The sequence below is a fragment of the Streptomyces sp. DT224 genome, assembly GCF_049844595.1.
Classification (GTDB): Bacteria; Actinomycetota; Actinomycetes; order Streptomycetales; family Streptomycetaceae; genus Streptomyces.
Map to the genome: position 1 here is coordinate 21,483 of NZ_JBNCLI010000001.1, position 24,865 is coordinate 46,347.

The 24,865-nt window shown below is 68.9% G+C and carries 19 protein-coding genes; 14 read left to right on the top strand and 5 right to left on the bottom strand.

Annotated elements, in window-relative coordinates; translation table 11 throughout:
- The first annotated feature begins 57 nt into the window (after positions 1-57).
- The 11 genes from ACLQ2N_RS00110 (at position 58) to ACLQ2N_RS00160 (ending at position 14,237) form a co-directional block, all read left to right on the top strand.
- On the top strand, positions 58-510 hold the full coding sequence (locus ACLQ2N_RS00110; protein WP_425808247.1) for a MarR family winged helix-turn-helix transcriptional regulator: 453 nt from the start codon (positions 58-60) through the stop codon (positions 508-510).
- Between the two features lie 11 nt (positions 511-521).
- Complete coding sequence (locus tag ACLQ2N_RS00115) at positions 522-1,928, top strand: MFS transporter (protein ID WP_425808942.1); 1,407 nt, start codon at positions 522-524, stop codon at positions 1,926-1,928.
- 35 nt (positions 1,929-1,963) lie between these two features.
- Positions 1,964-2,515, top strand: a complete 552-nt coding sequence (locus ACLQ2N_RS00120) for an isochorismatase family protein (RefSeq protein WP_425808248.1) — start codon at positions 1,964-1,966, stop codon at positions 2,513-2,515.
- A 221-nt stretch (positions 2,516-2,736) separates the two neighbouring features.
- Complete coding sequence (locus ACLQ2N_RS00125) at positions 2,737-5,076, top strand: ABC transporter family substrate-binding protein (protein ID WP_425808249.1); 2,340 nt, start codon at positions 2,737-2,739, stop codon at positions 5,074-5,076.
- Between the two features lie 117 nt (positions 5,077-5,193).
- Positions 5,194-5,865 carry a hypothetical protein gene (locus tag ACLQ2N_RS00130; protein WP_425808250.1) on the top strand — a complete coding sequence of 224 codons (672 nt, stop codon included), beginning with the start codon at positions 5,194-5,196 and terminating at the stop codon, positions 5,863-5,865.
- Positions 5,866-6,057: 192 nt separating this feature from the next.
- Entirely contained in the window at positions 6,058-7,965 is a 1,908-nt protein-coding gene (gene typA, locus ACLQ2N_RS00135; RefSeq protein WP_425808251.1) for a translational GTPase TypA, read from the top strand.
- 461 nt (positions 7,966-8,426) lie between these two features.
- The gene (locus ACLQ2N_RS00140; RefSeq protein WP_425808252.1) at positions 8,427-10,046 is read left to right on the top strand and encodes a peptide ABC transporter substrate-binding protein; all 1,620 of its coding nucleotides are present in this window, start codon (positions 8,427-8,429) and stop codon (positions 10,044-10,046) included.
- A 119-nt stretch (positions 10,047-10,165) separates the two neighbouring features.
- Positions 10,166-11,095, top strand: coding sequence for an ABC transporter permease (locus ACLQ2N_RS00145; protein WP_164404078.1), 930 nt, complete (start codon positions 10,166-10,168; stop codon positions 11,093-11,095).
- Positions 11,088-12,032: an ABC transporter permease gene (locus tag ACLQ2N_RS00150; protein ID WP_425808253.1), complete on the top strand. Its 945-nt coding sequence runs from the start codon at positions 11,088-11,090 to the stop codon at positions 12,030-12,032. The genes ACLQ2N_RS00145 and ACLQ2N_RS00150 overlap by 8 nt, the downstream gene beginning before the upstream one ends.
- Positions 12,033-12,043: 11 nt before the next feature.
- Positions 12,044-13,102, top strand: coding sequence for an ABC transporter ATP-binding protein (locus ACLQ2N_RS00155; protein WP_425808254.1), 1,059 nt, complete (start codon positions 12,044-12,046; stop codon positions 13,100-13,102).
- A complete protein-coding gene (locus ACLQ2N_RS00160) occupies positions 13,095-14,237 on the top strand; it encodes an ABC transporter ATP-binding protein (protein WP_425808255.1) in 1,143 nt (380 codons plus the stop codon). Before ACLQ2N_RS00155 ends, ACLQ2N_RS00160 begins: the two co-directional genes overlap by 8 nt.
- 200 nt (positions 14,238-14,437) lie before the next feature.
- On the opposite strand, the gene ACLQ2N_RS00165 is transcribed toward ACLQ2N_RS00160, so the two are convergent.
- From ACLQ2N_RS00165 to ACLQ2N_RS00185, 5 genes are all read right to left on the bottom strand, one after another.
- Positions 14,438-15,535 carry an ABC transporter ATP-binding protein gene (locus tag ACLQ2N_RS00165; RefSeq protein ID WP_425808256.1) on the bottom strand — a complete coding sequence of 366 codons (1,098 nt, stop codon included), beginning with the start codon at positions 15,533-15,535 and terminating at the stop codon, positions 14,438-14,440.
- Positions 15,536-15,561: 26 nt separating this feature from the next.
- The gene (locus ACLQ2N_RS00170; RefSeq protein WP_425808944.1) at positions 15,562-16,527 is read right to left on the bottom strand and encodes an ABC transporter ATP-binding protein; all 966 of its coding nucleotides are present in this window, start codon (positions 16,525-16,527) and stop codon (positions 15,562-15,564) included.
- 71 nt (positions 16,528-16,598) lie between these two features.
- Positions 16,599-17,579, bottom strand: a complete 981-nt coding sequence (locus ACLQ2N_RS00175; RefSeq protein WP_425808257.1) for an ABC transporter permease — start codon at positions 17,577-17,579, stop codon at positions 16,599-16,601.
- Positions 17,580-17,841: 262 nt separating this feature from the next.
- Positions 17,842-19,629, bottom strand: a complete 1,788-nt coding sequence (locus tag ACLQ2N_RS00180; protein ID WP_425808258.1) for an ABC transporter substrate-binding protein — start codon at positions 19,627-19,629, stop codon at positions 17,842-17,844.
- 74 nt (positions 19,630-19,703) lie between these two features.
- The gene (locus ACLQ2N_RS00185; RefSeq protein ID WP_425808259.1) at positions 19,704-20,732 is read right to left on the bottom strand and encodes an ABC transporter permease; all 1,029 of its coding nucleotides are present in this window, start codon (positions 20,730-20,732) and stop codon (positions 19,704-19,706) included.
- A 504-nt stretch (positions 20,733-21,236) separates the two neighbouring features.
- Between ACLQ2N_RS00185 and ACLQ2N_RS00190 the strand changes: the two genes are divergently transcribed.
- From ACLQ2N_RS00190 to ACLQ2N_RS00200, 3 genes are all read left to right on the top strand, one after another.
- The gene (locus ACLQ2N_RS00190; protein WP_425808260.1) at positions 21,237-22,868 is read left to right on the top strand and encodes a peptide ABC transporter substrate-binding protein; all 1,632 of its coding nucleotides are present in this window, start codon (positions 21,237-21,239) and stop codon (positions 22,866-22,868) included.
- Positions 22,869-22,968: 100 nt separating this feature from the next.
- Positions 22,969-23,892, top strand: a complete 924-nt coding sequence (locus tag ACLQ2N_RS00195; RefSeq protein ID WP_425808261.1) for an ABC transporter permease — start codon at positions 22,969-22,971, stop codon at positions 23,890-23,892.
- Positions 23,885-24,859: an ABC transporter permease gene (locus ACLQ2N_RS00200; protein ID WP_425808262.1), complete on the top strand. Its 975-nt coding sequence runs from the start codon at positions 23,885-23,887 to the stop codon at positions 24,857-24,859. Before ACLQ2N_RS00195 ends, ACLQ2N_RS00200 begins: the two co-directional genes overlap by 8 nt.
- The last annotated feature ends 6 nt before the right edge of the window (positions 24,860-24,865 follow it).

Below are 24,865 nucleotides of genomic sequence, written 5' to 3' on the forward strand. Positions count from 1 at the left end.
GACGGAGAAAGGCAGGCTGCCTTGCAAGGTGCCCTGTCGTTCTCGTACGGTGAATGTATGACGCAAGCATCTGGGGCGGTTCCCGACCCCACGGCCGAAGAGGTGGCGAACCAGCTGGCCGCCGTGGTGGGCCGGCTGTTGCGGCGGCTGCGTTCCTCCTCGTCGGAGTCGCTGCTGACGCCGACCCAGCGCTCGGTGCTGGCCCGGCTGGACGACGGGGGCGCCGCGACCACCGCGGACCTGGCCCGCGCCGAGTTCGTACGCCCGCAGTCCATGCGGCTGACCCTGGGCGCGCTGGAGGCGCAGGGGCTGGTCGAGCGGGCGCCGGACCCGGCCGACGGGCGGAAGTCCGTCATGTCGGTCACGGACGCCGGGCGCACCACCCTCGCCCGGGTCCGGGCCGCCAAGCGGAACTGGCTGGCCGAGGCCGTCGCCGCCGAGCTGGACGGGCACGAGCGGCGGACGGTCACCGAGGCCGTGGCCCTCATCGAACGCCTGGTCGGTTCGTGACCGCTCGCGAGGTGCTCCCCGGGGCGGTACGCGCGGCGGCCCGCCCGGACCGGACGGCGTCCGACCCCGGCTTCGGCGCCCGGCTCACCGCACCGCTGCTGCTCGGCTCGCTGCTCAACCCGCTGAACACCACCATGATCTCCACGGCGCTGGTGGCGATCGGGCACCACTTCTCCGTCGGCGCCGCCGACACCGCCTGGCTGATCTCCGTCCTCTACCTGGCCAGCGCCGTCGCCCAGCCCGTCCTGGGCCGGCTCGCCGACGTCCTCGGGCCGCGCCGGGTCTTCCTCGCCGGGCTCGTCGTGGTCGTCGCCTCCGGCCTGGTCGGCACCTTCGCGCAGGGCTTCGGCCAGCTGATCGTGTCGCGGCTGCTGCTCGGTATCGGCACGTCGGCGGCCTACCCGGCCGCGATGGCGGTGCTGCGCGACGAGTCGGCCCGGATCGGCCGGGCGACCCCGCGCCCGGTGCTGGCCCGGCTCTCCTTCGCCGCGCTCGGCAGTGCGGCGGTCGGGCCCACGCTCGGCGGACTGCTCGTCATGACCGCCGGCTGGCGCGCGATCTTCGCCGTCAACGTGCCCGTGGCGCTGATCGCCCTCGGCGCGGCCCTGCTCTGGATCCCCGCCGACCCGCCCCGTGCCCGCGCGGCCGGCGGCCCGGCGCCCCGGCTGGGGCTCGACCCGCTCGGCATCGGCCTGTTCGCGAGCGCGCTGACCGTCCTGGTCTTCTTCCTGCTCGACCTCGCGCACCCGATGTGGTGGCTGCTCGCACCGTTCGCCGCGCTGGGCGCCGCCCTCGTGTGGTGGCAGCTGCGGACCCCCGCCCCCTTCATCGATCTGCGGATGCTCGCGGGCAACGGCGCGCTCTCGCGTACGTACCTCCGGCACGGCATCAGCTACCTGCTGATCTACTGCGTGATGTACGGATACACGCAGTGGCTGGAGGAGGCCCGCGGCTACTCGTCCGGGCACACCGGACTCCTGATGCTGCCGATGTCCGTCGCGGCGCTGGTGTGCTCGCTGCTCGGCGCCCGTACGAAGGGCATCCGGGGTCCGCTCGTCCTGGCCTGCGTCCTGCTCACCGCCGGAGCCGGAATGCTGTTCCTGCTGTCCGGCGACGCACCGGTCGCCCTCCTGCTGCTCGCCGGCGCCTGCTTCGGCATCCCGCAGGGGCTGATCGGGACCAGCAACCAGGCGGCCGTGCAGGCATACGCGCCGCCCGCCTCCGTCGGCTCGGCCGCCGGTCTCCAGCGCACCGCGCAGTACATCGGGGCGATCACCGCCTCCAGCCTCATCGCCCTGGCCTACGGACAGTCGGCCGACGACCGGGGTCTGCACCTGATGGCCGCCGTCGCCGCCGTCCTGGGCGTCCTGCTCATCGTTCTCACCGTGACCGACCGCGCCCTGCGCGGGCGTACCTGATGTCCCTCACGCACCACCCCACAAGGAGCACCACCATGACCGCCACCGTCCTCGACCCCCGCACCGCGCTGATCGTCGTAGACCTCCAGAAGGGCATCACCGCCCTGCCCACCGCCCACCCCGCCGCCGACGTCATCGCGAACGCCGCGACCCTCGCCGACGCCTTCCGGGCCAAGGGCCTGCCCGTCGTCCTCGTCCGCGTCACCGGCGGCGCCCCCGGCCGCACCGAGGGCCCGGCCCGGTCCGGGAAGCCGGCCGCCGACTGGGCCGAGATCGTGCCCGAGATGGGCCCGGGCGCGGACGACATCATCGTCACCAAGCAGCAGTGGGGCGCCTTCTACGGCACCGACCTCGACCTCCAGCTGCGCCGCCGGGGCGTCACCCAGGTCGTGGTGGCCGGCATCGCGACCAGCATCGGCGTCGAGTCCACCGCCCGCTCCGCGCACGAGCACGGCTACCACGTCACCCTCGCCACGGACGCGATGACCGACATGAGCGGCGAGGCCCACGAGAACAGCGTGCGGCGGATCTTCCCGCGCCTCGGCGAGACCGCCACGACCGACGAGATCGTCAAGCTCCTCGGCTGACCGGACCCGTACGGGACGGAGCGCCGCGGCCCCACCCGGGCCGCGGCGCTCCGCCGTACGGGTGGGCTTCGGGGCGCACGCGCCGTGTCGGCGCGGCGTTCCCGCGCGAGGGCGCTTTCAGTGGAGGGGCGGAATCAGTGTGATCAACTGCAAATGCCACCAAAAGCGCTCAATCAGGCCCCTTCCCCGGTGGGGCCGGGCCGTCCCCGGAGGTATCAGCCATGTCCCACGTCGGCGTCCCGCGCGGGACGGCCCGGAAGAGGCGCGTCCCCGCCCTCCTCACCGCAGGCGTCCTCGCCCTCCCGGCGCTGGCCGGGTGCAGCTCGGACGGGAAGGACACCGCGGCCGTCGCCGCCGTCCCGCAGGACGTGGCCCGCGCCGCCCGCGCCCAGGTCGCCGACGGGGGCAAGGTCACCTGGGCGATCGACGCGCTGCCCGCCACCTTCAACGCCTTCCAGGCGGACGCCGACAGCGCCACCACCCGGATCACCGGCGCCCTGCTGCCGACCCTCTTCCCGCTCGACGCCCAGGGCCGCCCGCAGCTCAACCCGGACTACCTCGAATCCGCGAAGGTGACCGAGACCGAGCCCCGCCAGGTCGTCGTCTACCGGCTCAACCAGCAGGCCGTCTGGAGCGACGGCCGGGGAATCGGCGCCCCGGACTTCGTCGCCCAGTGGCGGGCTCTGAGCGGCAAGGACTCCGCGTTCTGGACCGCCCGCAACGCCGGGTACGAACGCATCGAGAAGATCGAGCGCGGCCACGACGACCTGGAGGTCAAGGTCACCTTCGCCAAGCCGTACGCGGACTGGCGCTCGCTGTTCTCGCCGCTCTACCCCAAGCAGGTGACGGGCTCCCCGGACGCCTTCAACGACGGCGCACGCACCACCCTCAAGGCGACCGCCGGGCCGTTCCGGCTGCGCGAGGTGGACAAGAAGGCCGGGTCCGTCACGCTGACCCGGGACCCGCGCTGGTGGGGCGGCCGCGCCAAGCTGGACTCGCTGGTCTTCAAGGCCGTCGAGCCCGAGGACCGCACCGACGCGCTGGCCGAGGGCGCCGTCGACGTGGCGGACATCGACTCCACCACCGCTCATCGCATCGCCCAGGCCGTCCGCGAGGGCGCGGCCGGCGCCCCGCCCGCCCACGGCCCCGGCGCCGCGCGGACCCCGGCGGACGCCCTGCGCTCCTGGGCCGTGGCGCACGGGACCGACGAGGAGGCGGCCGAGGAGGAGCAGGAGGCGCGGGACGACAAGGCCAGGGCCGCCGAGGCGTACGCCACCGAGCAGAGCGGGCTGCGCGCCTACGTGGTCCGCAAGTCCCTGGAGCCCGCCTACACCCAGCTCGCGCTGAACGGCGAGACCGGGCCGCTCGCCGACGACCGGGTGCGCCGGGCGGTGGCCCGCGCCCTGGACCGCCAGGAGCTCGCCGACACCGTGCTGCGGCCGCTCGGACTGCCCGCGCAGCCGCTCGGCAGCCACCTCGCCGTCGCCGGACAGCCCGCCTACCGGGACGGCAGCGACGCGCTCGGCAAGCAGGACACCGAGCAGGCGCAGGCGCTCCTCGCCGACGCGGGCTGGACGCGCGAAGGCGCCCTGAGCCGGAACGACGGCGCCAAGGCCGGCAGCGAGGGCGAGAAGCAGGAGAAGGGCGCGGAGAAGAAGGCCGACGAGAAGAAGGGGAGCGCCGGCAAGGACGCGGACGACGGCAAGGCGGACCGCGCGGCCCCGGCCGGGCCCGCCGACGACGGCCTCTACATCGTGGGCGACGACGACAAGCCCGGCGACACCGGCGCCCTCGCCCTCGCCGCGGCCCCCGACGCCGCCGCGCAGAGCGCCGCCCTGCTGCGCCAGGCCGGGCACCTCGGCTCCACGGGCACCTCGGAGGACGCCCGGGACGCGGTCCGGGCCCAGGACCGGCAGCCCGGAGGCGCCGCCGGAGCCTATGCTCCGGCGGGCACCGCCGCTCCGGCCCGGGCGGCCGACACCGCGCGCGGTCCGCTCGGCAAGAACGGCAAGCCGCTGAGCCTGCGCTTCGTCCTGCCGTCCGGGCCCGGCTCGGCCGGTCTGCGGACCGTCGGCGAGAAGATCGCCGCGATGCTCGACACGATCGGCATCCGCACCGTGATCACCAAGGTCTCCGACGACAGCTACTTCCGCGACCACGTGGCCTCCGGCGACTACGACATGGCGCTGTACTCCTGGCCCGCCACCGCCTACCCGGCCACCGACGACCGCCCGATCTTCGCCAAGCCGCTGCCCGCCTCGGACGGCTCGCTGCTCGTCGAGCAGAACTACACCCGCGTCGGCACGGACCACATCGACCAGCTCTTCGACCAGGCGGCGTCGGAGCTGGACGAGAAGGCCGCCCGGGACCTCGTGCGGAAGGCCGACGCCCGGATCTGGGCCGCCGCGGGATCGATCCCCCTCTTCCAGCGCCCCCAGCTCGTCGCCACCGGCAAGCAGCTCGTGAACGTCGGCGCCTTCGGCCTCGGGGTGCCGCACTACCAGGACATCGGCTACAAGGCCCCGCAGGCGGCGGGTGCTCCGGCCCCGAAGAATAAGTAGGGGACATCCGCACCTCTGGAACTACTCAAGTCACTTGTCCGTGAAGTCCGTTACGGCAACCGTGGTCCCCGACCACCGGTGAATTCCACCGGAAGAACGGACCACGGGGGCGGAACGATGAAGCGGACACGAGCGGTCACCACTGCGGCGGTCATGACGGCGGGCCTCCTCATCGGGGGCTGCACCTCGACGCCGGACGACCGGACGGCCGGCGACCCGGCCCCGGCCGCGTCATCGAAGGGGACGGCGGACCAGGCCGCCGCCCGGGAGCCGCAGGCGTGCCGGGGCGGCACGTACACCTGGTTCAACCTGCGCCAGAACTGGGTGATCAACGGGGTCGCCGAGGCGCAGAGTGTGACCGGGTCCGGCCGCGTGACGAAACCGGTCCGGCGGCTGCGCACGGACCCGGCCTCCGTGGTGACCGAGGGCGTGGACCTGGACCCGGACCTCGTCCTCCACTCCCTCGGGACGAAGCTCGCACTGGTATCCGCGGACGACGATCCGAAGGAGGGTTCCGCCCTCGGCGAGCCGGGCACGTACGCGCCGCTCGACGAGCCGTTGGGCCAGGTCAGCGACGTGAAGGGCACCGTGCGGCTGGTGAGCTTCAGCTACTTCAAGCTGATCGAGACGGACTTCCGCTACACGTGCGCCGGGGGCGGGAAACCGGTCGTCGGCCACGTCTCGACCTGGGGCCCTTCCGGCGGGGGCGCGGTCAACTGCGACGAGCCTCTGGGCAAGGACGCGTCCGCCGCGGCCCACGAGGCCGTCAAGCTCTCCTGCGCCCGCTAGTGCCGCGCCAGCCAAGGTTCGCCCCGTCGCAAACCTTGGCCGGCGCGGCACTGGAAACCGCCGGGGAAGCCGCAGCAGCGGCCGCCCCGTACCATGGGACTAGCCGTGGCGCGTCCGCCCGGCGGGCGTACGAGGACTCAAGACCGACCCAGGCGCCTGAATCCCCGATCCGAGAGAAGCGCAAGCCACACCATGCCCACGCGCCACGACATCCGTAACGTAGCCATCGTCGCCCACGTCGACCACGGCAAGACGACCATCGTCGATGCCATGCTCAAGCAGGCCGGCTCGTTCGCCGCGCATGCCGCCGAGTCCCTCGACGACCGCATGATGGACTCGAACGACCTGGAGCGTGAGAAGGGCATCACGATCCTGGCCAAGAACACGGCCGTGAAGTACCACCCCAAGGATGGCGGCGACGTCATCACCATCAACATCATCGACACCCCCGGCCACGCCGACTTCGGTGGCGAGGTCGAGCGCGGCCTGTCGATGGTGGACGCGGTCGTGCTGCTGGTCGACGCCTCCGAAGGCCCGCTGCCGCAGACCCGCTTCGTGCTGCGCAAGGCGCTCCAGCAGCGCCTGCCCGTCATCCTGTGCATCAACAAGACGGACCGCCCGGACTCCCGTATCGACGAGGTCGTCAACGAGACCTACGACCTCTTCCTCGACCTGGACGCGGACGAGGAGCAGATCGAGTTCCCGATCGTCTACGCGTGCGGCCGTGACGGCGTCGCCTCGCTGACCAAGCCGGAGGACGGCACGGTCCCGGCGGACTCCACCAACCTCGAGCCGTTCTTCTCCGCGATCCTGGAGCACGTCCCGGCCCCGACGTACGAGGAGGACGCGCCGCTCCAGGCCCACGTCACCAACCTCGACGCCGACAACTTCCTCGGCCGCATCGCGCTCCTGCGCGTCGAGCAGGGCGAGCTGCGCAAGGGCCAGACGGTCGCGTGGATCAAGCGCGACGGCTCCATCCAGAACGTGCGCATCACCGAGCTGATGATGACCGAGGCGCTCACCCGCAAGCCCGCCGAGGTGGCCGGCCCCGGTGACATCTGCGCCGTCGCCGGTATCCCGGAGATCATGATCGGTGAGACGCTCGCCGACCCGGAGAACCCGGTCGCGCTGCCCCTGATCACGGTGGACGAGCCCGCGATCTCCATGACCATCGGCACCAACACCTCGCCGCTGGTCGGCCGGGGCGGCACCGGCAAGGGCGCGGACGCCAAGGCCGCGGTCAAGGACCGCAAGGTCACCGCCCGCCAGGTCAAGGACCGCCTGGACCGCGAGCTGATCGGTAACGTGTCGCTCCGCGTGCTGGACACCGAGCGCCCGGACGCCTGGGAGGTGCAGGGCCGCGGTGAGCTGGCGCTGGCCATCCTGGTCGAGCAGATGCGCCGCGAGGGCTTCGAGATGACCATCGGCAAGCCCCAGGTGGTCACCAAGGACGTCGAGGGCAAGACGTACGAGCCCGTCGAGCGCATGACGATCGACGTGCCCGAGGAGCACATGGGCGCCGTCACGCAGCTCATGGGCGTCCGCAAGGGCCGCATGGACAACATGTCGAACCACGGCTCCGGCTGGGTCCGCATGGAGTTCGTCGTCCCGTCGCGCGGCCTCATCGGCTTCCGTACGGAGTTCCTGACGAACACCCGCGGTACGGGTATCGCGCACTCCATCCACGAGGGCCACGAGCCGTGGTTCGGCACCCTGACGACCCGTAACAACGGCTCGCTGGTCGCCGACCGCGCCGGTGCCGTCACCGCCTTCGCGATGACGAACCTCCAGGAGCGCGGCGTGCTGTTCACCGACCCCGGCACCGAGGTGTACGAGGGCATGATCGTCGGCGAGAACTCGCGCGCCGACGACATGGACGTGAACATCACCAAGGAGAAGAAGCTCACGAACATGCGGTCCTCGTCGGCCGACTCGTTCGAGGCGATCGTCCCGCCGCGCAAGCTCTCGCTGGAGCAGTCCCTGGAGTTCTGCCGCGACGACGAGTGCGTCGAGGTGACCCCGGAGGCCGTCCGCATCCGCAAGGTCGTCCTCGACCAGAAGGAGCGCAGCCGCACCGCCTCGCGCGCCAAGCACGGCTGATCCGTATCCGGTAGGCCGTTTTCGGCCGACGATCCGTCAGCACCAGGCATTGCCGAAGCCCAGGGCCCTCACAGACACTGTGGGGGCCCTGAGCCTTGGGCAACTGGTTTTAGGCGTCGCTGTCCAGCATCTGAGACAAAAACGTCCGATTATCGGAGGTTGCTCTCCGAAACGCGTGTTAACAGTCCGTTTCGGGGGTGTCTGTCTGGGATTGATTTGTCCGGATTTTGGTCCCCATGGGGGTCGGATGTTGTCAAACCGAGACCCTTTAAGTGTGGTTTACGGCCCAGTCGTACTTAATAGTTGGCTCCATTGAGCTCGGGTCAATGGGTCACGCACTGTGGGGAGTGCGCCGACTCACGAGCACACTAAGGGCACTGAACGATCACCGTCAGGGGTGTCGGTGTATCGAACCCAGTGCCCTTCTTGTAGTCAAAAGTGGACTCATGAGGAGGAAACCCATGCGTGGTGCCAAGAGCGCCAAGTGGGTCGCGGGAGCGGCCATCATCGCCCTGGCTGCGACTGCCTGTGGTGGCGGCGACGACGACGGCAAGGCCGCTTCGAAGGAGAAGGGCAAGCCTGCCGGCTACGTCTCCGTCGACGTCGGTGAGCCGCAGAAGCCGCTGATCCCGGCCGACACCAACGAGCAGCTGGGCAGCTACGTCATCCAGGCCCTCTTTACCCAGCTCCTCGAGTTCGACCACAAGGGCAACATCGTCTACACCAACGCGGAGTCCGTGAAGACGGACGACAACAAGACGTGGACGGTGAAGCTCAAGCCCGGCTGGAAGTTCCACGACGGCACCCCGGTCACCGCCGCCTCGTACGTGAAGGCGTGGAACTGGTACGCCAACATCAAGAACAACCAGCAGAACGCCTTCTGGTTCGAGGACATCAAGGGCTACGCGGACGTCCACCCGGAGAAGGGTGACCCCAAGGGCACGGAGATGTCCGGTCTGAAGGCCGTGGACGACAACACGTTCACGATCGAGCTGACCAAGGCCGTCCCGTACTTCGAGTACAAGCTGGGCTACTACACCTTCGCCCCGCTGCCCGAGATGTTCTACAAGGACCCCAAGGCGTTCGGTCAGGCGCCGGTCGGCAACGGCCCCTACGTCTTCGAGAAGTGGGACCACAAGAAGCTGATCCGCGTCAAGGCCAACCCTGACTACCAGGGCCCGAACAAGGCCAAGAACAAGGGCATCCTCTTCAAGAACTACGCGACCGTCGAGGCCGCGTACCAGGACCTGCTCTCCGGCAACCTGGACATGATCCGCCAGGTCGGCCCGAAGGACCTGCCGAAGTACAAGCAGGACCTCGGCGACCGCACGGTCGACGAGCCGTACGCGGCCGTCCAGTCGCTGGTCCCGGCGTTCTACTCGAAGCCCTTCAAGGACGTCGACCCGAAGGTCATCCAGGGTCTGTCCATGGGCATCGACCGCGCGACCATCACGAAGACCGTGCTCAACGGCACCCGTGAGGCCGCCACCAGCTTCACGCCTCCGGGCGTCGCCGGTAACCAGCACCTGGACACCGACGTGTTCAAGTTCGACCCGGCCAAGGCGAAGAAGCTCATCAAGGACGGCGGCGGCGTTCCGGGCAACAAGGTCTGGATCCAGTACAACGCCGACGGCGGGCACAAGGAGTGGGTGACCGCGGTCTGCGAGTCCATCCGCAACTCGACCGGGGTCGACTGCATCCCGGACGCGAAGCCGGACTTCCAGACCGACCTGGAGGCTCGTGACAACGACCAGGTCAAGGGCATGTACCGCGGCGGCTGGGTGGCCGACTACCCGCTGAACGTCAACTTCATGCGCGAGCTCTACAGCACGACCGCCGAGGCCAACAACGGCCGGTTCTCGGACAAGGAGGTCGACGCCGAGTTCAAGAAGGGCGACAACGCGGCCACCCTGGACGACTCGATCAAGGCGTACCAGGAGGCGGAGAAGCTCATCCTGAAGAAGATGCCGGCGATCCCGCTCTGGAACTACAAGATCAACGGCGGTTACGGCAAGAACGTCGACAACGTGTCGATCGACTTCCGCGGTGACTACGTCATGACGGACGTCACGGTCAAGTAACCACGCCTGAGGGCCTACTCGGCCATCAGCCCGCCCATACAGGCAGTAGGTCCCGGGGGCCGCGCTCCGCTATCCGGAGCGCGGTCCCTGGGCTGCATTCCCCCCAATCGGAGGCAAACATGGGGCGTTACGTCGCGCGGCGACTGCTCCAGATGATCCCGGTCTTCCTCGGGTCGACCTTGCTGGTCTTCGCCATGATGTACGCGCTGCCCGGCGATCCCGTGCGCGCACTCGCAGGTGAGCAGACCGTCGACCCCGCGCAGATCGCAGCGATGAAGAAGGACCTCGGTCTCGACCTGCCACTCTGGCACCAGTACTGGAACTACCTCGTAGGACTCTTCCAGGGCGACTTCGGCACCCAGATCGCCAGTGGGCGACCGGTGGCCGACATCATCTCCGAGTCCTTCCCGATCACGATCCGGCTGGCCCTGTTTGCCTTCCTGTTCACGGTCCTCGTCGGCATCTCGATCGGTGTCTTCGCCGGTCTGAAGGCCGACACCCTTCGCGACCGCCTGCTGCTCGTCCTGACGCTCCTGCTCATCTCGGTGCCCTCCTTCGTGCTGGGCTTCCTCGGGCAGTACTTCTTCGCCTTCCAGCTCGGCTGGGTCGATCCCAACGTCAGCCTGGAAGCGAATTCGAGCGAACTGATCCTCCCGGCGGTCGTGCTCGGGTCGCTGTCCCTCGCCTATGTGGCACGGCTGACCCGTACCTCCGTCGCGGAGAACCTGCGCTCCGACTACATGCGGACCGCCGTCGCCAAGGGGCTGCCGCGCCGTCGCGTCATCGGCGTCCACCTGATGCGGAACTCGATGATCCCGGTGGTCACCTTCCTCGGAACGGACCTCGGCGCCCTGCTCGGCGGTGCCGTCGTCACCGAGGGCATCTTCAACGTCAAGGGCGTCGGCTCCGCGGTCTTCGACGCCCTCCGCCACCGCGAAGGGGCCACGGTCGTCGGCATCGTCACGCTGATCGTGCTCGTGTACCTCGCCGCCAGCCTGATAGTCGACCTGCTCTACGCGGTCCTGGACCCGAGGATCCGGTATGCCTGAGACGCTCAAGGAAACCTCCGCGGACGCCTCCGCGCCCATCGCCGCCGTGCCGGCCCCCACCGCGGAGGTCGCCAAGGCCCGCAGCCTCTGGACGGACGCCTGGTACGACCTGCGGCGCAGCCCGCTGTTCGTGGTCTCGGCCGTCCTGATCATCTTCCTGCTGGTCATGGCGATATTCCCCGGCCTGTTCACCGGCGCCGACCCGCGCTACGCGGACCTGGCCCACCACTACCTGCAGCGGCCCAAGTGGGGCCACGTCTTCCAGGCCGACTGGTTCGGTTACGACATCCAGGGCCGCTCGATCTACGCCCGTGTGGTCTACGGCGCCCGCGCCTCGATCACCGTCGCCGTGGTCGTCACCGTGCTGGTGACGGTCCTGGGCACGATCGTCGGGATGCTCGCCGGATACTTCGGCGGCTGGATCGACACCCTCCTGTCCCGGGTCACCGACATCTTCTTCGGCGTCCCCTTCATCCTCGGTGCGATGGTCGTCCTGACCTCGTTCGAGGAGCGGCACATCTGGGTCGTCATCCTGGCCCTGGCCTTCCTCGGCTGGACCCAGATCGCCCGTGTCGCGCGCGGCTCGGTGATGACCATCAAGCAGGCGGACTACGTGATGGCGGCGAAGGCACTCGGTGCCTCGACCACCCGCATCCTGCTGAAGCACATCATGCCCAACGCGATCGCGCCGGTGATCGTCGTCGCGACCATCGCGCTCGGCGGATACATCTCGGCCGAGGCCACCCTGTCCTTCCTGGGCATCGGTCTCGCCGAACCGACCGTGTCGTGGGGTGTCGACATCTCGTCCGGCCAGGAGCAGCTGCGTAACGCCGCTTACGTGCTGATCATCCCGTCGGTCATGGTGTCGATCACCGTGCTCGCGTTCATCATGCTCGGCGATGCGGTGCGCAACGCCCTCGATCCCAAGCTGCGCTGAGGGAGGCGTACATGACCACCATCGACAAGACGGCGGCTGTTCCCGCTCCGCGCGGGTCCGCCGACGAGAGCGGTCCCCTGCTCGAAGTCCGTGACCTGCACGTGGAGTTCCACACCCGCGACGGCGTGGCCAAGGCGGTCAACGGAGTCAACTACAGCGTGGACGCGGGCGAGACCCTCGCCGTCCTCGGTGAGTCCGGCTCCGGCAAGTCCGTGACGGCGCAGGCCATCATGGGCATCCTCGACATGCCGCCCGGCAGGATCCCCCAGGGCGAGATCCTCTTCCGCGGCCAGGACATGCTCAAGATGTCCAACGAGGAGCGCCGGAAGATCCGCGGCCAGAAGATCGCCATGATCTTCCAGGACGCGCTGTCCTCGCTCAACCCGGTCCTCACCGTCGGCTACCAGCTCGGCGAGATGTTCCGGGTCCACCAGGGCCTGTCCAGGAAGGAAGCCCGCGCCAAGTCCATCGAGCTGATGGACCAGGTGAAGATCCCGGCCGCCGCGGCCCGGGTCTCGGACTACCCGCACCAGTTCTCCGGCGGTATGCGCCAGCGCATCATGATCGCGATGGCGCTCGCCCTGGAGCCGGACCTGATCATCGCGGACGAGCCGACCACCGCGCTCGACGTGACCGTCCAGGCCCAGGTGATGGACCTCCTCGCGGAGCTCCAGCGCGAGTACAACATGGGCCTCATCCTGATCACCCACGACCTGGGTGTCGTCGCGGACGTCGCCGACAAGATCGCCGTGATGTACGCGGGCCGGATCGTCGAGACCGCCCCGGTGCACGAGATCTACAAGCGCCCCGCGCACCCGTACACCAAGGGTCTGCTGGCCTCGATCCCGCGCCTGGACCAGAAGGGCCAGGAGCTCTTCGCGATCAAGGGCCTGCCTCCCAACCTGCTGCACGTGCCGTCGGGCTGCGCCTTCAACCCGCGCTGCACCATGGCCCAGGACATCTGCCGTTCGGACATCCCGCCGCTCCACGCGGTGACCGAGCAGGACGGCACCGAGCTGGCCGGCCGCCGCAGCGCCTGTCACTTCTGGAAGGAGACGATCCATGGCTGACCTCTCGAAGGAGTCCGTGGACGCCACCCCCAACGTCTCCGACGTGGAGACCGTCGACGTGGCGACCGAGGCGGAGGCCGTAGCCGCCATCGACGCGCCCGTGTCGCAGGGGGAGCCGATCCTCCAGGTGCGCAACCTCGTCAAGCACTTCCCGCTGACGCAGGGCATCCTGTTCCAGAAGCAGGTCGGCGCGGTCAAGGCCGTCGACGGCATCTCGTTCGACCTGTACGCGGGCGAGACGCTGGGCATCGTCGGCGAGTCCGGCTGCGGCAAGTCCACCGTCGCCAAGCTGCTGATGTCGCTGGAGCGGGCCACCGCGGGCGAGGTCTTCTACAAGGGCCAGGACATCACCAAGCTGTCCGGCCGCGCGCTGAAGGCCGTCCGGCGCAACATCCAGATGGTGTTCCAGGACCCGTACACCTCGCTCAACCCCCGCATGACGGTGGGCGACATCATCGGCGAGACGTACGAGATCCACCCGGAGGTGGCTCCCAAGGGCGACCGGCGGCGCAGGGTCCAGGACCTCCTGGACGTCGTCGGGCTCAACCCGGAGTACATCAACCGCTACCCGCACCAGTTCTCCGGCGGCCAGCGCCAGCGCATCGGCATCGCCCGCGGCCTCGCGCTCAACCCGGAGATCATCATCTGCGACGAGCCGGTCTCCGCGCTCGACGTGTCGGTGCAGGCGCAGGTCATCAACCTGATGGAGAAGCTCCAGGACGAGTTCAACCTGTCCTACCTCTTCATCGCGCACGACCTGTCGATCGTCCGGCACATCTCCGACCGGGTCGGCGTCATGTACCTCGGCAAGATGGCCGAGATCGGTACGGACACCCAGATCTACGACCACCCGACGCACCCCTACACCCAGGCGCTGCTGTCGGCGGTCCCGGTCCCCGACCCGGACTCCCGCGAGGGCCGCGAGCGGATCATCCTCTCCGGTGACGTCCCGTCGCCGGCCAACCCGCCCTCGGGCTGCCGCTTCCGCACCCGCTGCTGGAAGGCCCAGGACAAGTGCGCCACCGAGGTGCCGCTCCTCGCGGTCCCCGAGCGCTTCAAGGACGTGAAGACGCCGGCCGCCCACGAGTCGGCCTGCCACTTCGCGGAGGAGAAGGACGTGGTGCACGCGGCCTAGCAAGCGCCGCGCGCGACGAAGGGCGCCCCGGAACCGATCGGTTCCGGGGCGCCTTTCCCGTGTACCGGGAACCGGGCTCGCAGGGTGCTCGGGTCAATGGGCCGTTGCGTGCTCGGTTCCCCCGGCCGGAGCCGTACGGCGGGCGGGGACCGGTCGGGTCCCGCACCGGGCGCACGGCCCCGGGGCCGAGGCGAGGGGTGTCAGCCTCGCGCCTCGCGGTCTTCGGGCCCGCCGGCCTCGTCGAGGCTCTTGGCGGGCTTCGGGTCCTCCGTGCGGGCCTGGGGGACGGCGGCCACCGACCGGGCGTCCTCCGGGTAGTGGCAGGCCGTCAGGTGGCCCTCGCGGCTGCCGGAGACCCGCACCAGCGGGGGCGCCTCGCTCGCGCACTTGTCCGTGGCCTTCCAGCAGCGGGTGCGGAAGCGGCAGCCGGAGGGCGGATTCACGGGGGACGGGACGTCGCCGGTGAGCCGGATGCGCTCACGGGCCGGTGTGTCGTCCGCGGTCGCCTCGGGCACGGCGGAGAGCAGCGCCCGCGTGTAGGGGTGGCGCGGATTGCCGTACAGGTCGTCGCGGTCCGCGATCTCCACAATCCGGCCGAGGTACATCACGGCCACGCGCTGCGAGAAGTGCCGCACGACGGCCAGGTCGTGGGCGATGAACAGGAAGGCGATCCCCAGCTCCTTCTGGAGCTTCTGCAGCAGGTTGACCACCTGCGCCTGGATCGACACGTCGAGCGCCGACACCGGCTCGTCCGCCACGATCAGCTTCGGCTCCAGGGCCAGCGCGCGGGCCACCCCGATGCGCTGGCGCTGACCGCCGGAGAATTCGTGCGGGAAGCGGTTGTAGTGCTCCGGGTTGAGCCCGACCGTCTCCAGCAGTTCCCGCACCCGCGCCTCGCGGCCGCCGGGCGGCTCGATGCCGTTGACCTCCATGGGCGCCGACACGATCTTGCCGACCGTCTGGCGCGGGTTCAGCGAGGCGTACGGGTCCTGGAAGATCATCTGGATCTCGGAGCGGACCGGCGCCAGCTCCTTGCGGGTGGCGTGCGTGATGTCCTGCCCGCGGTAGGTGATCCGGCCCGCGGTCGGTTCGAGGAGCCGCGTGACCAGCCGGCCCGTGGTCGACTTGCCGCAGCCGGACTCACCGACCAGGCCCAGGCTCTCGCCCTCGGCGACGGTGAAGTCCAGCCCGTCCACGGCCTGGACGGCCCCGACGGTCCGCCGGATCGGGAAGCCGCCCTTGATCGGGAAGTGCTTGGTGAGTCCGGAGACGTCCAGGAGGGGATCGGTGCTGCTCATGGTGGGAAAGTCCCGTCTCTTGTACGTCAGTTGGCCCGGGTGCCGGCGAAGTCGGTGAAGAACTCCGCGCGCTGCTCCGGGGTCAGGTGGCAGGCCGCCCCGCGCCCGGACACCAGGTCCAGCGGAGGCTGCTGGGCCGAGCAGCGGTCGCCGCCGACCTGCTCGGTGAACGAGCACCGCGGGTGGAAGCGGCAGCCCGTCGGCGGGTTGAGGAGGCTCGGCGGGGTACCGGGGATCGGCGACAGCGGCACGTCGACCGGGCCTTCGAGGGTGGGCATCGAGCCCAGCAGACCCCAGGTGTACGGGTGCTGGGGCGTGCGCAGCACCTCCTTCTTCGTGCCCCGCTCCACACAGCGCCCGCCGTACATCACGAGGACGTCGTCCGCGATGTCGGCGATGACCCCGAGGTCGTGCGTGATGAAGATGATCGAGGTGCCGAACTCCTGCTGGAGGTCCTTGAGCAGGTCCATGATCTGGGCCTGCACGGTGACGTCCAGCGCGGTCGTCGGCTCGTCGGCGATCAGCAGCGAGGGGTTGCAGACCAGCGACATGGCGATCATCGCGCGCTGGCGCATACCGCCGGAGAACTGGTGCGGGTAGTCGTCCACGCGCAGGCCGGGCTGCGGAATGCCCACCTTGGTGAGCATCTCGACGGCCCGCGCCCGGGCCTCCTGCTTGGAGGCGCCGGTGTGCTTGCGGAACGTCTCGCCGATCTGCTTGCCGATGGTGTGGTACGGCGAGAGGGAGGCCAGGGCGTCCTGGAAGACCATGGCCATCTTGTTGCCGCGCAGCCGCTCCAGCTCCCGCTCGGACGCGGCCAGCAGGTCCTGCCCGTCGAGCAGGATCTCGCCCTGGATCTCGGTGTGCTCGGGGTGGTGCAGTCCGAGGATGGCCAGGTTGGTGACGGACTTGCCGGAGCCGGACTCGCCGACGATGCCGAGGGTCCGGCCGCGCTCCAGGTCGAAGGAGAGCCCGTCGACGGCCTTGACCATGCCGTCTTCGCTGGAGAAGTGCACGCGCAGATCGCGTACGGAGAGGAAGGGGGTGTTCACGGGGTCTCTCCCTAGGCGAGGCGGACGCGCGGATCGATGAGGGCGTAGACGGCGTCGACGATGATGTTGAAGAAGACGATCGCCGCCGCCGCGACCAGGACGACCCCGAGGATCATCGGGAGGTCGTTGTCGTAGACCGCCTTGATCGACAGGGCGCCGATGCCGTGCAGGCCGAAGACCTTCTCGGTGATGATCGCGCCACCGAGCAGCAGACCGACGTCGAGGCCGAAGATGGTGACGATCGGGCCCATCGCACCGCGCCACGCGAACCGGAAGAACACGGTGCGCCGGGACAGGCCCTTGGCGCGGGCGGTACGGACGTAGTCCTCGCTCATCGTCTCCACGAGCTGGGAGCGGGTCATACGCGTGTAGTTGGCGGTGAAGATCAGCGCCAGCACCAGCCACGGCAGCAGCAGTCCGGAGAACCAGCCGGCCGGGTCCTGGTCGAACGGGACCTCCTTGGGGCGGCTGAGGATGTGCCACTGGTCGCAGAGGTAGTACATGGCGACCACGCCGACGATGTAGATCTGCATCGAGGAGAAGATCAGGGACGCCGACGAGGCGATCTTGTCCAGCGCCTTGCCCTGCTTCACGGCGGCCAGCATGCCGGTGCCCACACCGACGAGCACGAAGACGACCGCGGCGCCGACGGAGAGGGAGAGCGTCGTCGGGAAGCGGTCCTCGATGGTGGCGAGGACCGGCTCGCGGTTGCGGAACGAGTAGCCCAGACACGGCGCGGGGCAGTGGCCGAACGAGCTGTAGTCGCGGCCGACGAACACGCCCTCCAGCCAGTGCCAGTACTGCACGGGCAGCGGGTCGGCGATGCCGAGGTTCTGCTTGACCAGTGCCAGCGTCTCCGGCGTGCAGATCTTGCCGCAGGCCGCGCGAGCGGGGTCGCGGGGCGCGATGTAGAAGAGGACGAAGGTGATGGCACTGATGATCAGCAGGATGACCAGTGCGCCGATTGCCCGGCGGATGAGGAAGCGGAACATGGCGATGGATTTCCCTGGCAGACGCCGACGAGGGGGAGAGGAGCGGGCGGGGCGCCGCAGGGGCGCCCCGCCTAGGGCGTGTTTCGAAAGTCCCGCCTGTCCGGCGACGCCTGGCATGCACGCTCGCCGCGTTGTCGGGACCACCCCGATACACCCGGTATCGGGGCGACCCGCCGCCTTGCGATCGCACGCACCAGACGCCGCCGGACCCGCCCTGCGGGCGGACGGCGCTCATTTCGAAACGCGCCCTGGGAGGTGTCGGCTACGCCTTCACGAACAGCCTGTAGAACACGGCCGAGGACCACAGCGGGTGGAACATGGCGCCGCCGACCTTGGAGCCGTACAGGTAGAAGCGGCGCTGGAACGTCTCGGGGATGATCGGCGCCTCCTCCGTCATGATCCGCTTGTCGAGCGCGGCCCACGCCTTGCCGGCCTCGGCCGGGTCGGCGATGGTGACGTTCTTCTTGATGGCCTCGTTGACCCAGTCGACGTTCAGCTGCGAGATGTTGTTCGCGCCGTCCGCGATGGTGCCGCCGTCGAACAGCGGCTGCACCAGCGTGTAGCCGGTCGGCCAGTCCGGGGACCAGCCGAACCACATGACGTCGAACTTGTTGTCGATCTTCTGGATCTGGTCGTAGTAGCTGGTGGACTCCAGCGGCTTGAGGACGGGCTCGAAGCCGGCGGCCTTGAGCGCGTTCTCGATGACGACCTTGGTCTTGTCGTAGTTGTTGCCCTGCGGGAAGGCGTAGACGATCTTCTGCCCCTCCTTGCCCGCCTCCTTCAGGAGCGCCTTCGCCTTCTCCGGGTCGCCCTGCGGCTTCTTCGCCTTGCCGTAGACGTCGTCCTTGGCGTAGCCCATGATGTCGGGGCTCAGGATGGACGTGGCGTAGTCACCGGCCGAGGGGCCACCGTAGATCTTGCGGATCTGCTCCAGCGGCCAGGCGTGGATCAGGGCCTGGCGCACCTTCAGGTCGGTGATGCGCTTGGTGTTGATCGCGTAGTAGTAGAGACCGGTGAGCAGACCGTTGAAGGTGCGCTTCTTCAGCTCCGGGTCGGTGAGGACCTTCTGGATGCGCTCGGCCGGGACGCCGCTGTACGCCATCACGGCGTACTGGTCGTCGCCGGAGTCGGCGATCAGGCGGTCGGCCGCCTGGAGGGCCTCGGGCCCGAACTCGTACACGAACTGGTCCGGGTACGCGGTGCGGATCGCGTCGGTGCTCGGGTCCCAGTGCTCGTTGCGGACCAGGGTCATCGACTTGTCGACGGAGTGCGACTTGATGCGGTACGGGCCGGCCGAGACCGGGTCCTTGTCGTACTTCTCCTTGCTGTCGCCCTTGACCGGGACGGCGCCGTAGGAGCTCATCGCCAGGGTGAAGTTGAAGTCCGGGCGGGCCTCGGCGAGCTTGAACGTGATGGTCTTCGCGGCCTTGTCGATCACGACCGAGTCGAGGTGCTTGCCGCTGAACGGGCCCTTGTACTTCCCGCGGAAGTCGGTGGTGCCGGTGAGCGCCTGCTGGGCGTAGCCGGCGCCCTCGGTGGTGAAGCTCGCGAAGCCGCGCTCGATGCCGTGGCGCACGTCCTCGACGGTGAGCTCCTTGCCGTCCTCCCACTTGAGGCCGTCCTTGAGCGTGAACGCCCAGGTCTTGCCGCCGTCCTTCGTGGTGCCGGCGTCGGTGGCGAGGTCGCCCACGAGCTTCATCGAGCCGTCGGCGGCGATCTTGTAGCCGGTCAGGCAGCGGATGAAGAGGTCACCGACCGCGGAGTTCCACGAGAAGTAGATGCGCTGCGGGTCCAGGTGGGAGAAGTCGTCCGGCGCGATGCCGCGGATCGTCCCGCCCTTCTTGGCGCCGGGGACCTCGGGAGCGGGGCCGGTGGAGTCCTCCTTGGTGCCGACGACCACCGAGCCGGTGTACTTGTCGGTGCCGCCGTGGCCCTTGCTCTTGTCGCCCTTGCCGGCGCTGGAGCTGCCGCTGCTGCAGGCGGTGAGCACCATCGAGCCGCCGGCCGCGACCGACGTGGCGATGACGAAGTTTCTGCGGGAGAGAGACATGGCTTCCTGCTCTGGTCGAGTGGAGAAACGGTGGATCCGGGTGGGCCCCGTCGCCCGTCCGGAGTACGGCGGATTCAGCGCTTGGTCTTGGGGTCCAGTGCGTCGCGCACGGAGTCGCCGAGGAGGTTGAAGGCGATCACGAAGATCACCATCGACGCGCCGGGGAAGAGCATGAACGTGATGTCGCTCTGGTAGACGTCCGAGCCGCGCTGGATCATCACGCCCCAGTCCGGGGTCGGTGACGTCAGTCCGACGCCGAGGAACGCGAGACCCGCCTCCGCCGTCACGTACGCGGGCAGCGCGAGCGTGGCCTGGATCAGGATCGGCGTCCAGAGGTTGGGCAGCAGTTCCTTGAAGATGATCCGTGCCGGGGAGGCGCCGGTGACCTTGGCGGCCTCCACGAATTCGCGCTCGCGCAGGGCCAGCACCTCACCGCGCAGCAGACGGGCGATGGACGCCCAGCCGAAGGCGGCCATGACCGAGATGAGGGTGACCACGGTCAGCCAGACCGGGGTGTTCTCCTCCGGGTCGACCAGGATCGAGAGCAGTACGGGCCAGAAGGCGATGAAGAAGAGGGTGGACGGGAAAGCCAGCAGGATGTCGATGACCCGGCCGACCAGGTAGTCCGTCTTGCCCCCGAGATAGCCGGCCGTGATGCCCACGGCGACTCCGACCACGGTGAGCAGCAGGGTGGTCGCCGCGGCGATCAGGAGGGAGTTGCGGATGCCGTAGAGCAGGAAGGTGAATACGTCCCGGCCGAGACCGGGCTCGATGCCGAACCAGAAGTCGCCGCTGATCCCGCCGTTGGGGAGGACCGGGGAACCGAAGTCGTCCAGCAGGCTGGTGTCGTTCTGCCCGTACGTCGTGTACGGGTTCTTTCCGTACAGCTTCGCGATCAACGGGGCGGCGATGCCCACCACGAAGAAGAAAATGACCACAATGCCGGAAATAACACCGGTGCGGTCCCGCTTGAAACGGCGCCAGGCGAGCTTTCCGGGCGACCGGCCGTCACCTCCCTTGCGCGCGGCGGTCTCCGGCGGAACGGCCGCCGTCACATCCGCCGCCTCAAGGGGGGCTGCTGCGTTCGAGGTTGGAATCGTCATGGTGCTCCTGGCCCGGAGGGTCGAAGGACTCCGCAGGGCACACCCACGGGCTACCCGGACTTTTTCAACGCAATTCACGCAGGGTCAATGAATGTCGGGCCGCCTTGGTCCGCTCTTTGGCGGCTTGGCCCTTTCATTGCCTCTGCGCGGCGAGTCCTTTGCCTTTCATTTGCCTGATCCAGGGCATATTGACCTGCAATTCCATTCAATCCGGGCAATGAGTCCGATATCCGGGCGGCATTGTCTCGAAATTCGTACATCCGGATGCGGCGCGATGCGGCCGATGCCGGTTCGTTGCCCTGTCGTTACCGCTTCTCCCTCGTCGGAGGGGGTCGGGGGCCTGTCGCGGCGTCGTGTACGCGTCCGGAATCCGGTGTCCGGGCGTGCGGGCGGAGGGTCGGCCGGCCGCCGCTCTGCCCGAATGGGGGGAGTAGATATGCGTATGTACCGTTATGAGGTGATATTTGACCTCACGTAAGCCGGAGCAGAACGAGGAGGCACTCCATGCGCGGAGCCACACACGTCAAGTGGGCCGCATGCGCGGCGGCCGTCGCCCTGGCGGCGACGGCCTGCGGCGGGGGCGACAGCGGTGGCGGTGGAGGTGGCGCCGACGGGATCGTCAGCTCGTCCTGGGGTGACCCGCAGAACCCGCTGGAGCCGGCCAACACCAACGAGGTGCAGGGCGGCAAGGTCCTCGACATGATCTTCCGGGGTCTGAAGAAGTACGACCCGAAGACCGGCGAGGCCACCAACATGCTCGCCGAGAAGATCGAGACCAAGGACAACCAGAACTTCACCGTCACGGTGAAGGACGGCTGGACCTTCAGCAACGGCGAGAAGATCACCGCCAAGTCCTTCGTGGACGCGTGGAACTACGGCGCCCTCCTCAAGAACAACCAGAAGAACGCCTACTTCTTCGGCTACATCGACGGCTACGACAAGGTCCACCCGGAGTCCGGGAAGGCCGGCGCCACCAAGCTCTCCGGCCTCAAGATCGTGGACGACAAGACCTTCACGGTCAAGCTGTCGCAGAAGTTCTCGCTGTGGCCCGACACCCTCGGCTACCCGGCCTTCGCCCCGCTCCCCAAGACCTTCTACACCGACCACGCCGGCTGGCTCTCCAAGCCCGTCGGCAACGGCCCGTACACCATCGACAAGTACACCAAGGGCTCCTCGATGAGCCTGCGCAAGTGGGACGACTACCCCGGGGACGACAAGGCGCAGAACGGCGGCATCGACCTCAAGGTCTACACCGACAACAACACCGCCTACACCGACCTGACGGCCGGCAACCTCGACCTCGTGGACGACGTGCCCGCCTCGCAGCTCAAGAACGTCAAGTCGGACCTCGGCGACCGCTACATCAACACCCCGGCCGGCATCATCCAGACCCTCGCGTTCCCCTTCTACGACAAGCAGTGGGACACCCCCGACGCGGCCAAGGTCCGCCAGGGCCTGTCGATGGCGATCAACCGGCAGCAGATCACCGACCAGATCTTCCAGAAGACCCGCACCCCCGCCTCCGACTGGACCTCCCCGGTCCTCGGCGAGGACGGCGGCTTCAAGAAGGGGCTCTGCGGCAAGGAGTGCACGTACAACGCCGCCGAGGCGAAGAAGATGATCGAGGACGGCGGCGGCATCCCCGGGGGCCAGCTCAAGATCTCGTACAACGGTGACACCGGCTCGCACAAGGAGTGGGTCGACGCCGTCTGCAACAGCATCAACAAGGTCATGGGCAACAACAAGGCGTGCGTGGGCGCACCCGTCGGCACCTTCGCCGACTTCCGCAGCCAGGTCTCCCAGCAGAAGCTGAACGGCGCCTGGCGCGCGGGCTGGCAGATGGACTACCCGCTCATCCAGAACTTCCTGCAGCCCGTCTACTACACCGACGCCTCGTCCAACGACGGCAAGTGGAGCAACAAGCAGTTCGACGACCTCGTCGACAAGGCCAACGCCGAGTCCGACAAGGCCAAGGCCGTCTCCCTCTTCCAGGACGCGGAGAAGGTCATGGTCCAGCAGATGCCCGTCATCCCGCTCTGGTACCAGAACGGCAGCGCCGGCTACTCGGAGAACGTCACCAACGTCTCGCTGAACCAGTTCAGCGTCCCGGTGTACGAGCAGATCAAGGTCAAGTGAGGGACGGAGCCGGGCGACCCGTGCGGTGACGCACCGGCCGCCCGGCTTCCCCGTCCCCCGACCCCTCAAGCCTCCGTCCCCGCGACCCCCGGAGCCCTTCATGGGACGTTATGTGATCCGGCGGCTGCTGCAGATGATCCCGGTCTTCTTCGGCACCACGCTGTTGATCTTCCTGATGGTGAACGTGATGGGTGACCCCATCGCCGGTCTCTGCGGCGACCGCCAGTGCGACCCGGCGACCGCCGCCCAACTCCGCACGGAATTCGGCCTCGACAAGCCGGTGTGGCAGCAATACCTCACCTACATGGGCAACGTCTTCACCGGCGACTTCGGCACCGCGTTCAACGGGCAGAAGGTCACCGAGCTGATGGGCACCGCCTTCCCCATCACCATCCGCCTCACCCTCGTCGCGATCGTCTTCGAGATCGTCATCGGCATCACCCTCGGCGTCGTCACCGGGCTGCGCCGCGGCCGGCCGGTCGACACCACGGTCCTGATCCTGACGCTGGTCGTGATCTCGATCCCGACCTTCGTCACCGGTCTGCTGCTCCAGCTGCTCCTGGGCGTCGAGTGGGGCGTCATCAAGCCGTCCGTCTCGCCCGAGGCGCCCCTGAACGAGCTGCTGATCCCGGGCCTGGTGGTCGCCTCCGTCTCACTGGCGTACGTCACCCGGCTCACCCGGACCTCGATCGCCGAGAACACCCGTGCCGACTACGTCCGCACCGCGACCGCCAAGGGTCTGCCCCGGCGCCGCGTGGTCATCCGCCACCTGCTGCGCAACTCGCTGATCCCCGTCGTCACCTTCATCGGCACGGACGTGGGCGCCCTGATGGGCGGGGCGATCGTCACCGAGCGGATCTTCAACATCCACGGCGTCGGCTACCAGCTGTACCAGGGCATCCTGCGCCAGAACTCGCAGACGGTCGTCGGCTTCGTCACCGTCCTGGTGCTCGTCTTCCTGGCGGCCAACCTGATCGTCGACCTCCTCTACGCCGTACTCGACCCGAGGATCCGCTATGCCTGACCAGACACCGGAAGAGGCGATCTCGGCGGCGGGAGCGGGTGCGACGATGGATCTCGCCCTCGAAGAGGGCGACACGCTGGAGAAGACGCCCGGCGGCCCCGAGGGGACCGGGCCGGACACCAAACCGCAGAGCCTGTGGTCCGACGCCTGGCGCGACCTGCGCCGCAACCCGGTCTTCATCATCTCCGCGCTGATCATCCTGTTCCTGGTGGTCATCTCGATCTGGCCGCAGCTCATCGCATCCGGCGACCCGCTCGACTGCGACCTCGGCAAGGCCCAGGAGGGCTCCCAGCCCGGCCACCCCTTCGGCTACGACGGACAGGGCTGCGACGTCTACACCCGCGTCGTCTACGGCGCCCGCAACTCCGTCACCGTCGGCATCTGCTCCACCCTCGGCGTCGCCCTCATCGGCAGCGTCCTCGGCGGCCTCGCGGGGTTCTTCGGCGGCTGGTGGGACGCGATCCTGTCCCGGCTCACCGACATCTTCTTCGGCATCCCCGTCGTCCTCGGCGGCCTGGTCTTCCTCTCCGTGGTGACCAGCTCCACCGTCTGGCCGGTGATCGGCTTCATCGTCCTGCTCGGCTGGCCGCAGATCGCCCGCATCGCCCGCGGCTCCGTCATCACCGCCAAGCACAACGACTACGTCCAGGCCGCCCGGGCCCTCGGCGCGTCCAACGGCCGGATGATGCTCCGCCACATCGCGCCGAACGCCGTCGCCCCGGTCATCGTCGTCGCGACGATCGCGCTCGGCACGTACATCTCGCTGGAGGCGACCCTGTCGTTCCTCGGCGTCGGCCTGAAGCCGCCCGCCGTCTCCTGGGGCATCGACATCTCGGCCGCGTCCCAGTACATCCGCAACGCCCCGCACATGCTCCTGTGGCCCGCGGGCGCGCTGGCCGTCACGGTGCTGGCCTTCATCATGCTCGGCGACGCGGTGCGCGACGCCCTCGACCCCAAGCTGCGCTGAGGAGTC

Excerpts from the sequence above, each read along its gene's own strand:
- ACLQ2N_RS00110 (WP_425808247.1), top strand. The coding sequence starts at position 58 with ATGACGCAAGCATCTGGGGCGGTTCCCGACCCCACGGCCGAAGAGGTG.
- ACLQ2N_RS00120 (WP_425808248.1), top strand. The coding sequence starts at position 1,964 with ATGACCGCCACCGTCCTCGACCCCCGCACCGCGCTGATCGTCGTAGAC.
- ACLQ2N_RS00125 (WP_425808249.1), top strand. The coding sequence starts at position 2,737 with ATGTCCCACGTCGGCGTCCCGCGCGGGACGGCCCGGAAGAGGCGCGTC.
- ACLQ2N_RS00130 (WP_425808250.1), top strand. The coding sequence starts at position 5,194 with ATGAAGCGGACACGAGCGGTCACCACTGCGGCGGTCATGACGGCGGGC.
- typA (WP_425808251.1), top strand. The coding sequence starts at position 6,058 with ATGCCCACGCGCCACGACATCCGTAACGTAGCCATCGTCGCCCACGTC.
- ACLQ2N_RS00140 (WP_425808252.1), top strand. The coding sequence starts at position 8,427 with ATGCGTGGTGCCAAGAGCGCCAAGTGGGTCGCGGGAGCGGCCATCATC.
- ACLQ2N_RS00145 (WP_164404078.1), top strand. The coding sequence starts at position 10,166 with ATGGGGCGTTACGTCGCGCGGCGACTGCTCCAGATGATCCCGGTCTTC.
- ACLQ2N_RS00150 (WP_425808253.1), top strand. The coding sequence starts at position 11,088 with ATGCCTGAGACGCTCAAGGAAACCTCCGCGGACGCCTCCGCGCCCATC.
- ACLQ2N_RS00155 (WP_425808254.1), top strand. The coding sequence starts at position 12,044 with ATGACCACCATCGACAAGACGGCGGCTGTTCCCGCTCCGCGCGGGTCC.
- ACLQ2N_RS00160 (WP_425808255.1), top strand. The coding sequence starts at position 13,095 with ATGGCTGACCTCTCGAAGGAGTCCGTGGACGCCACCCCCAACGTCTCC.
- ACLQ2N_RS00165 (WP_425808256.1), bottom strand. The coding sequence starts at position 15,535 with ATGAGCAGCACCGATCCCCTCCTGGACGTCTCCGGACTCACCAAGCAC.
- ACLQ2N_RS00170 (WP_425808944.1), bottom strand. The coding sequence starts at position 16,527 with ATGGTCAAGGCCGTCGACGGGCTCTCCTTCGACCTGGAGCGCGGCCGG.
- ACLQ2N_RS00175 (WP_425808257.1), bottom strand. The coding sequence starts at position 17,579 with ATGTTCCGCTTCCTCATCCGCCGGGCAATCGGCGCACTGGTCATCCTG.
- ACLQ2N_RS00180 (WP_425808258.1), bottom strand. The coding sequence starts at position 19,629 with ATGTCTCTCTCCCGCAGAAACTTCGTCATCGCCACGTCGGTCGCGGCC.
- ACLQ2N_RS00185 (WP_425808259.1), bottom strand. The coding sequence starts at position 20,732 with ATGACGATTCCAACCTCGAACGCAGCAGCCCCCCTTGAGGCGGCGGAT.
- ACLQ2N_RS00190 (WP_425808260.1), top strand. The coding sequence starts at position 21,237 with ATGCGCGGAGCCACACACGTCAAGTGGGCCGCATGCGCGGCGGCCGTC.
- ACLQ2N_RS00195 (WP_425808261.1), top strand. The coding sequence starts at position 22,969 with ATGGGACGTTATGTGATCCGGCGGCTGCTGCAGATGATCCCGGTCTTC.
- ACLQ2N_RS00200 (WP_425808262.1), top strand. The coding sequence starts at position 23,885 with ATGCCTGACCAGACACCGGAAGAGGCGATCTCGGCGGCGGGAGCGGGT.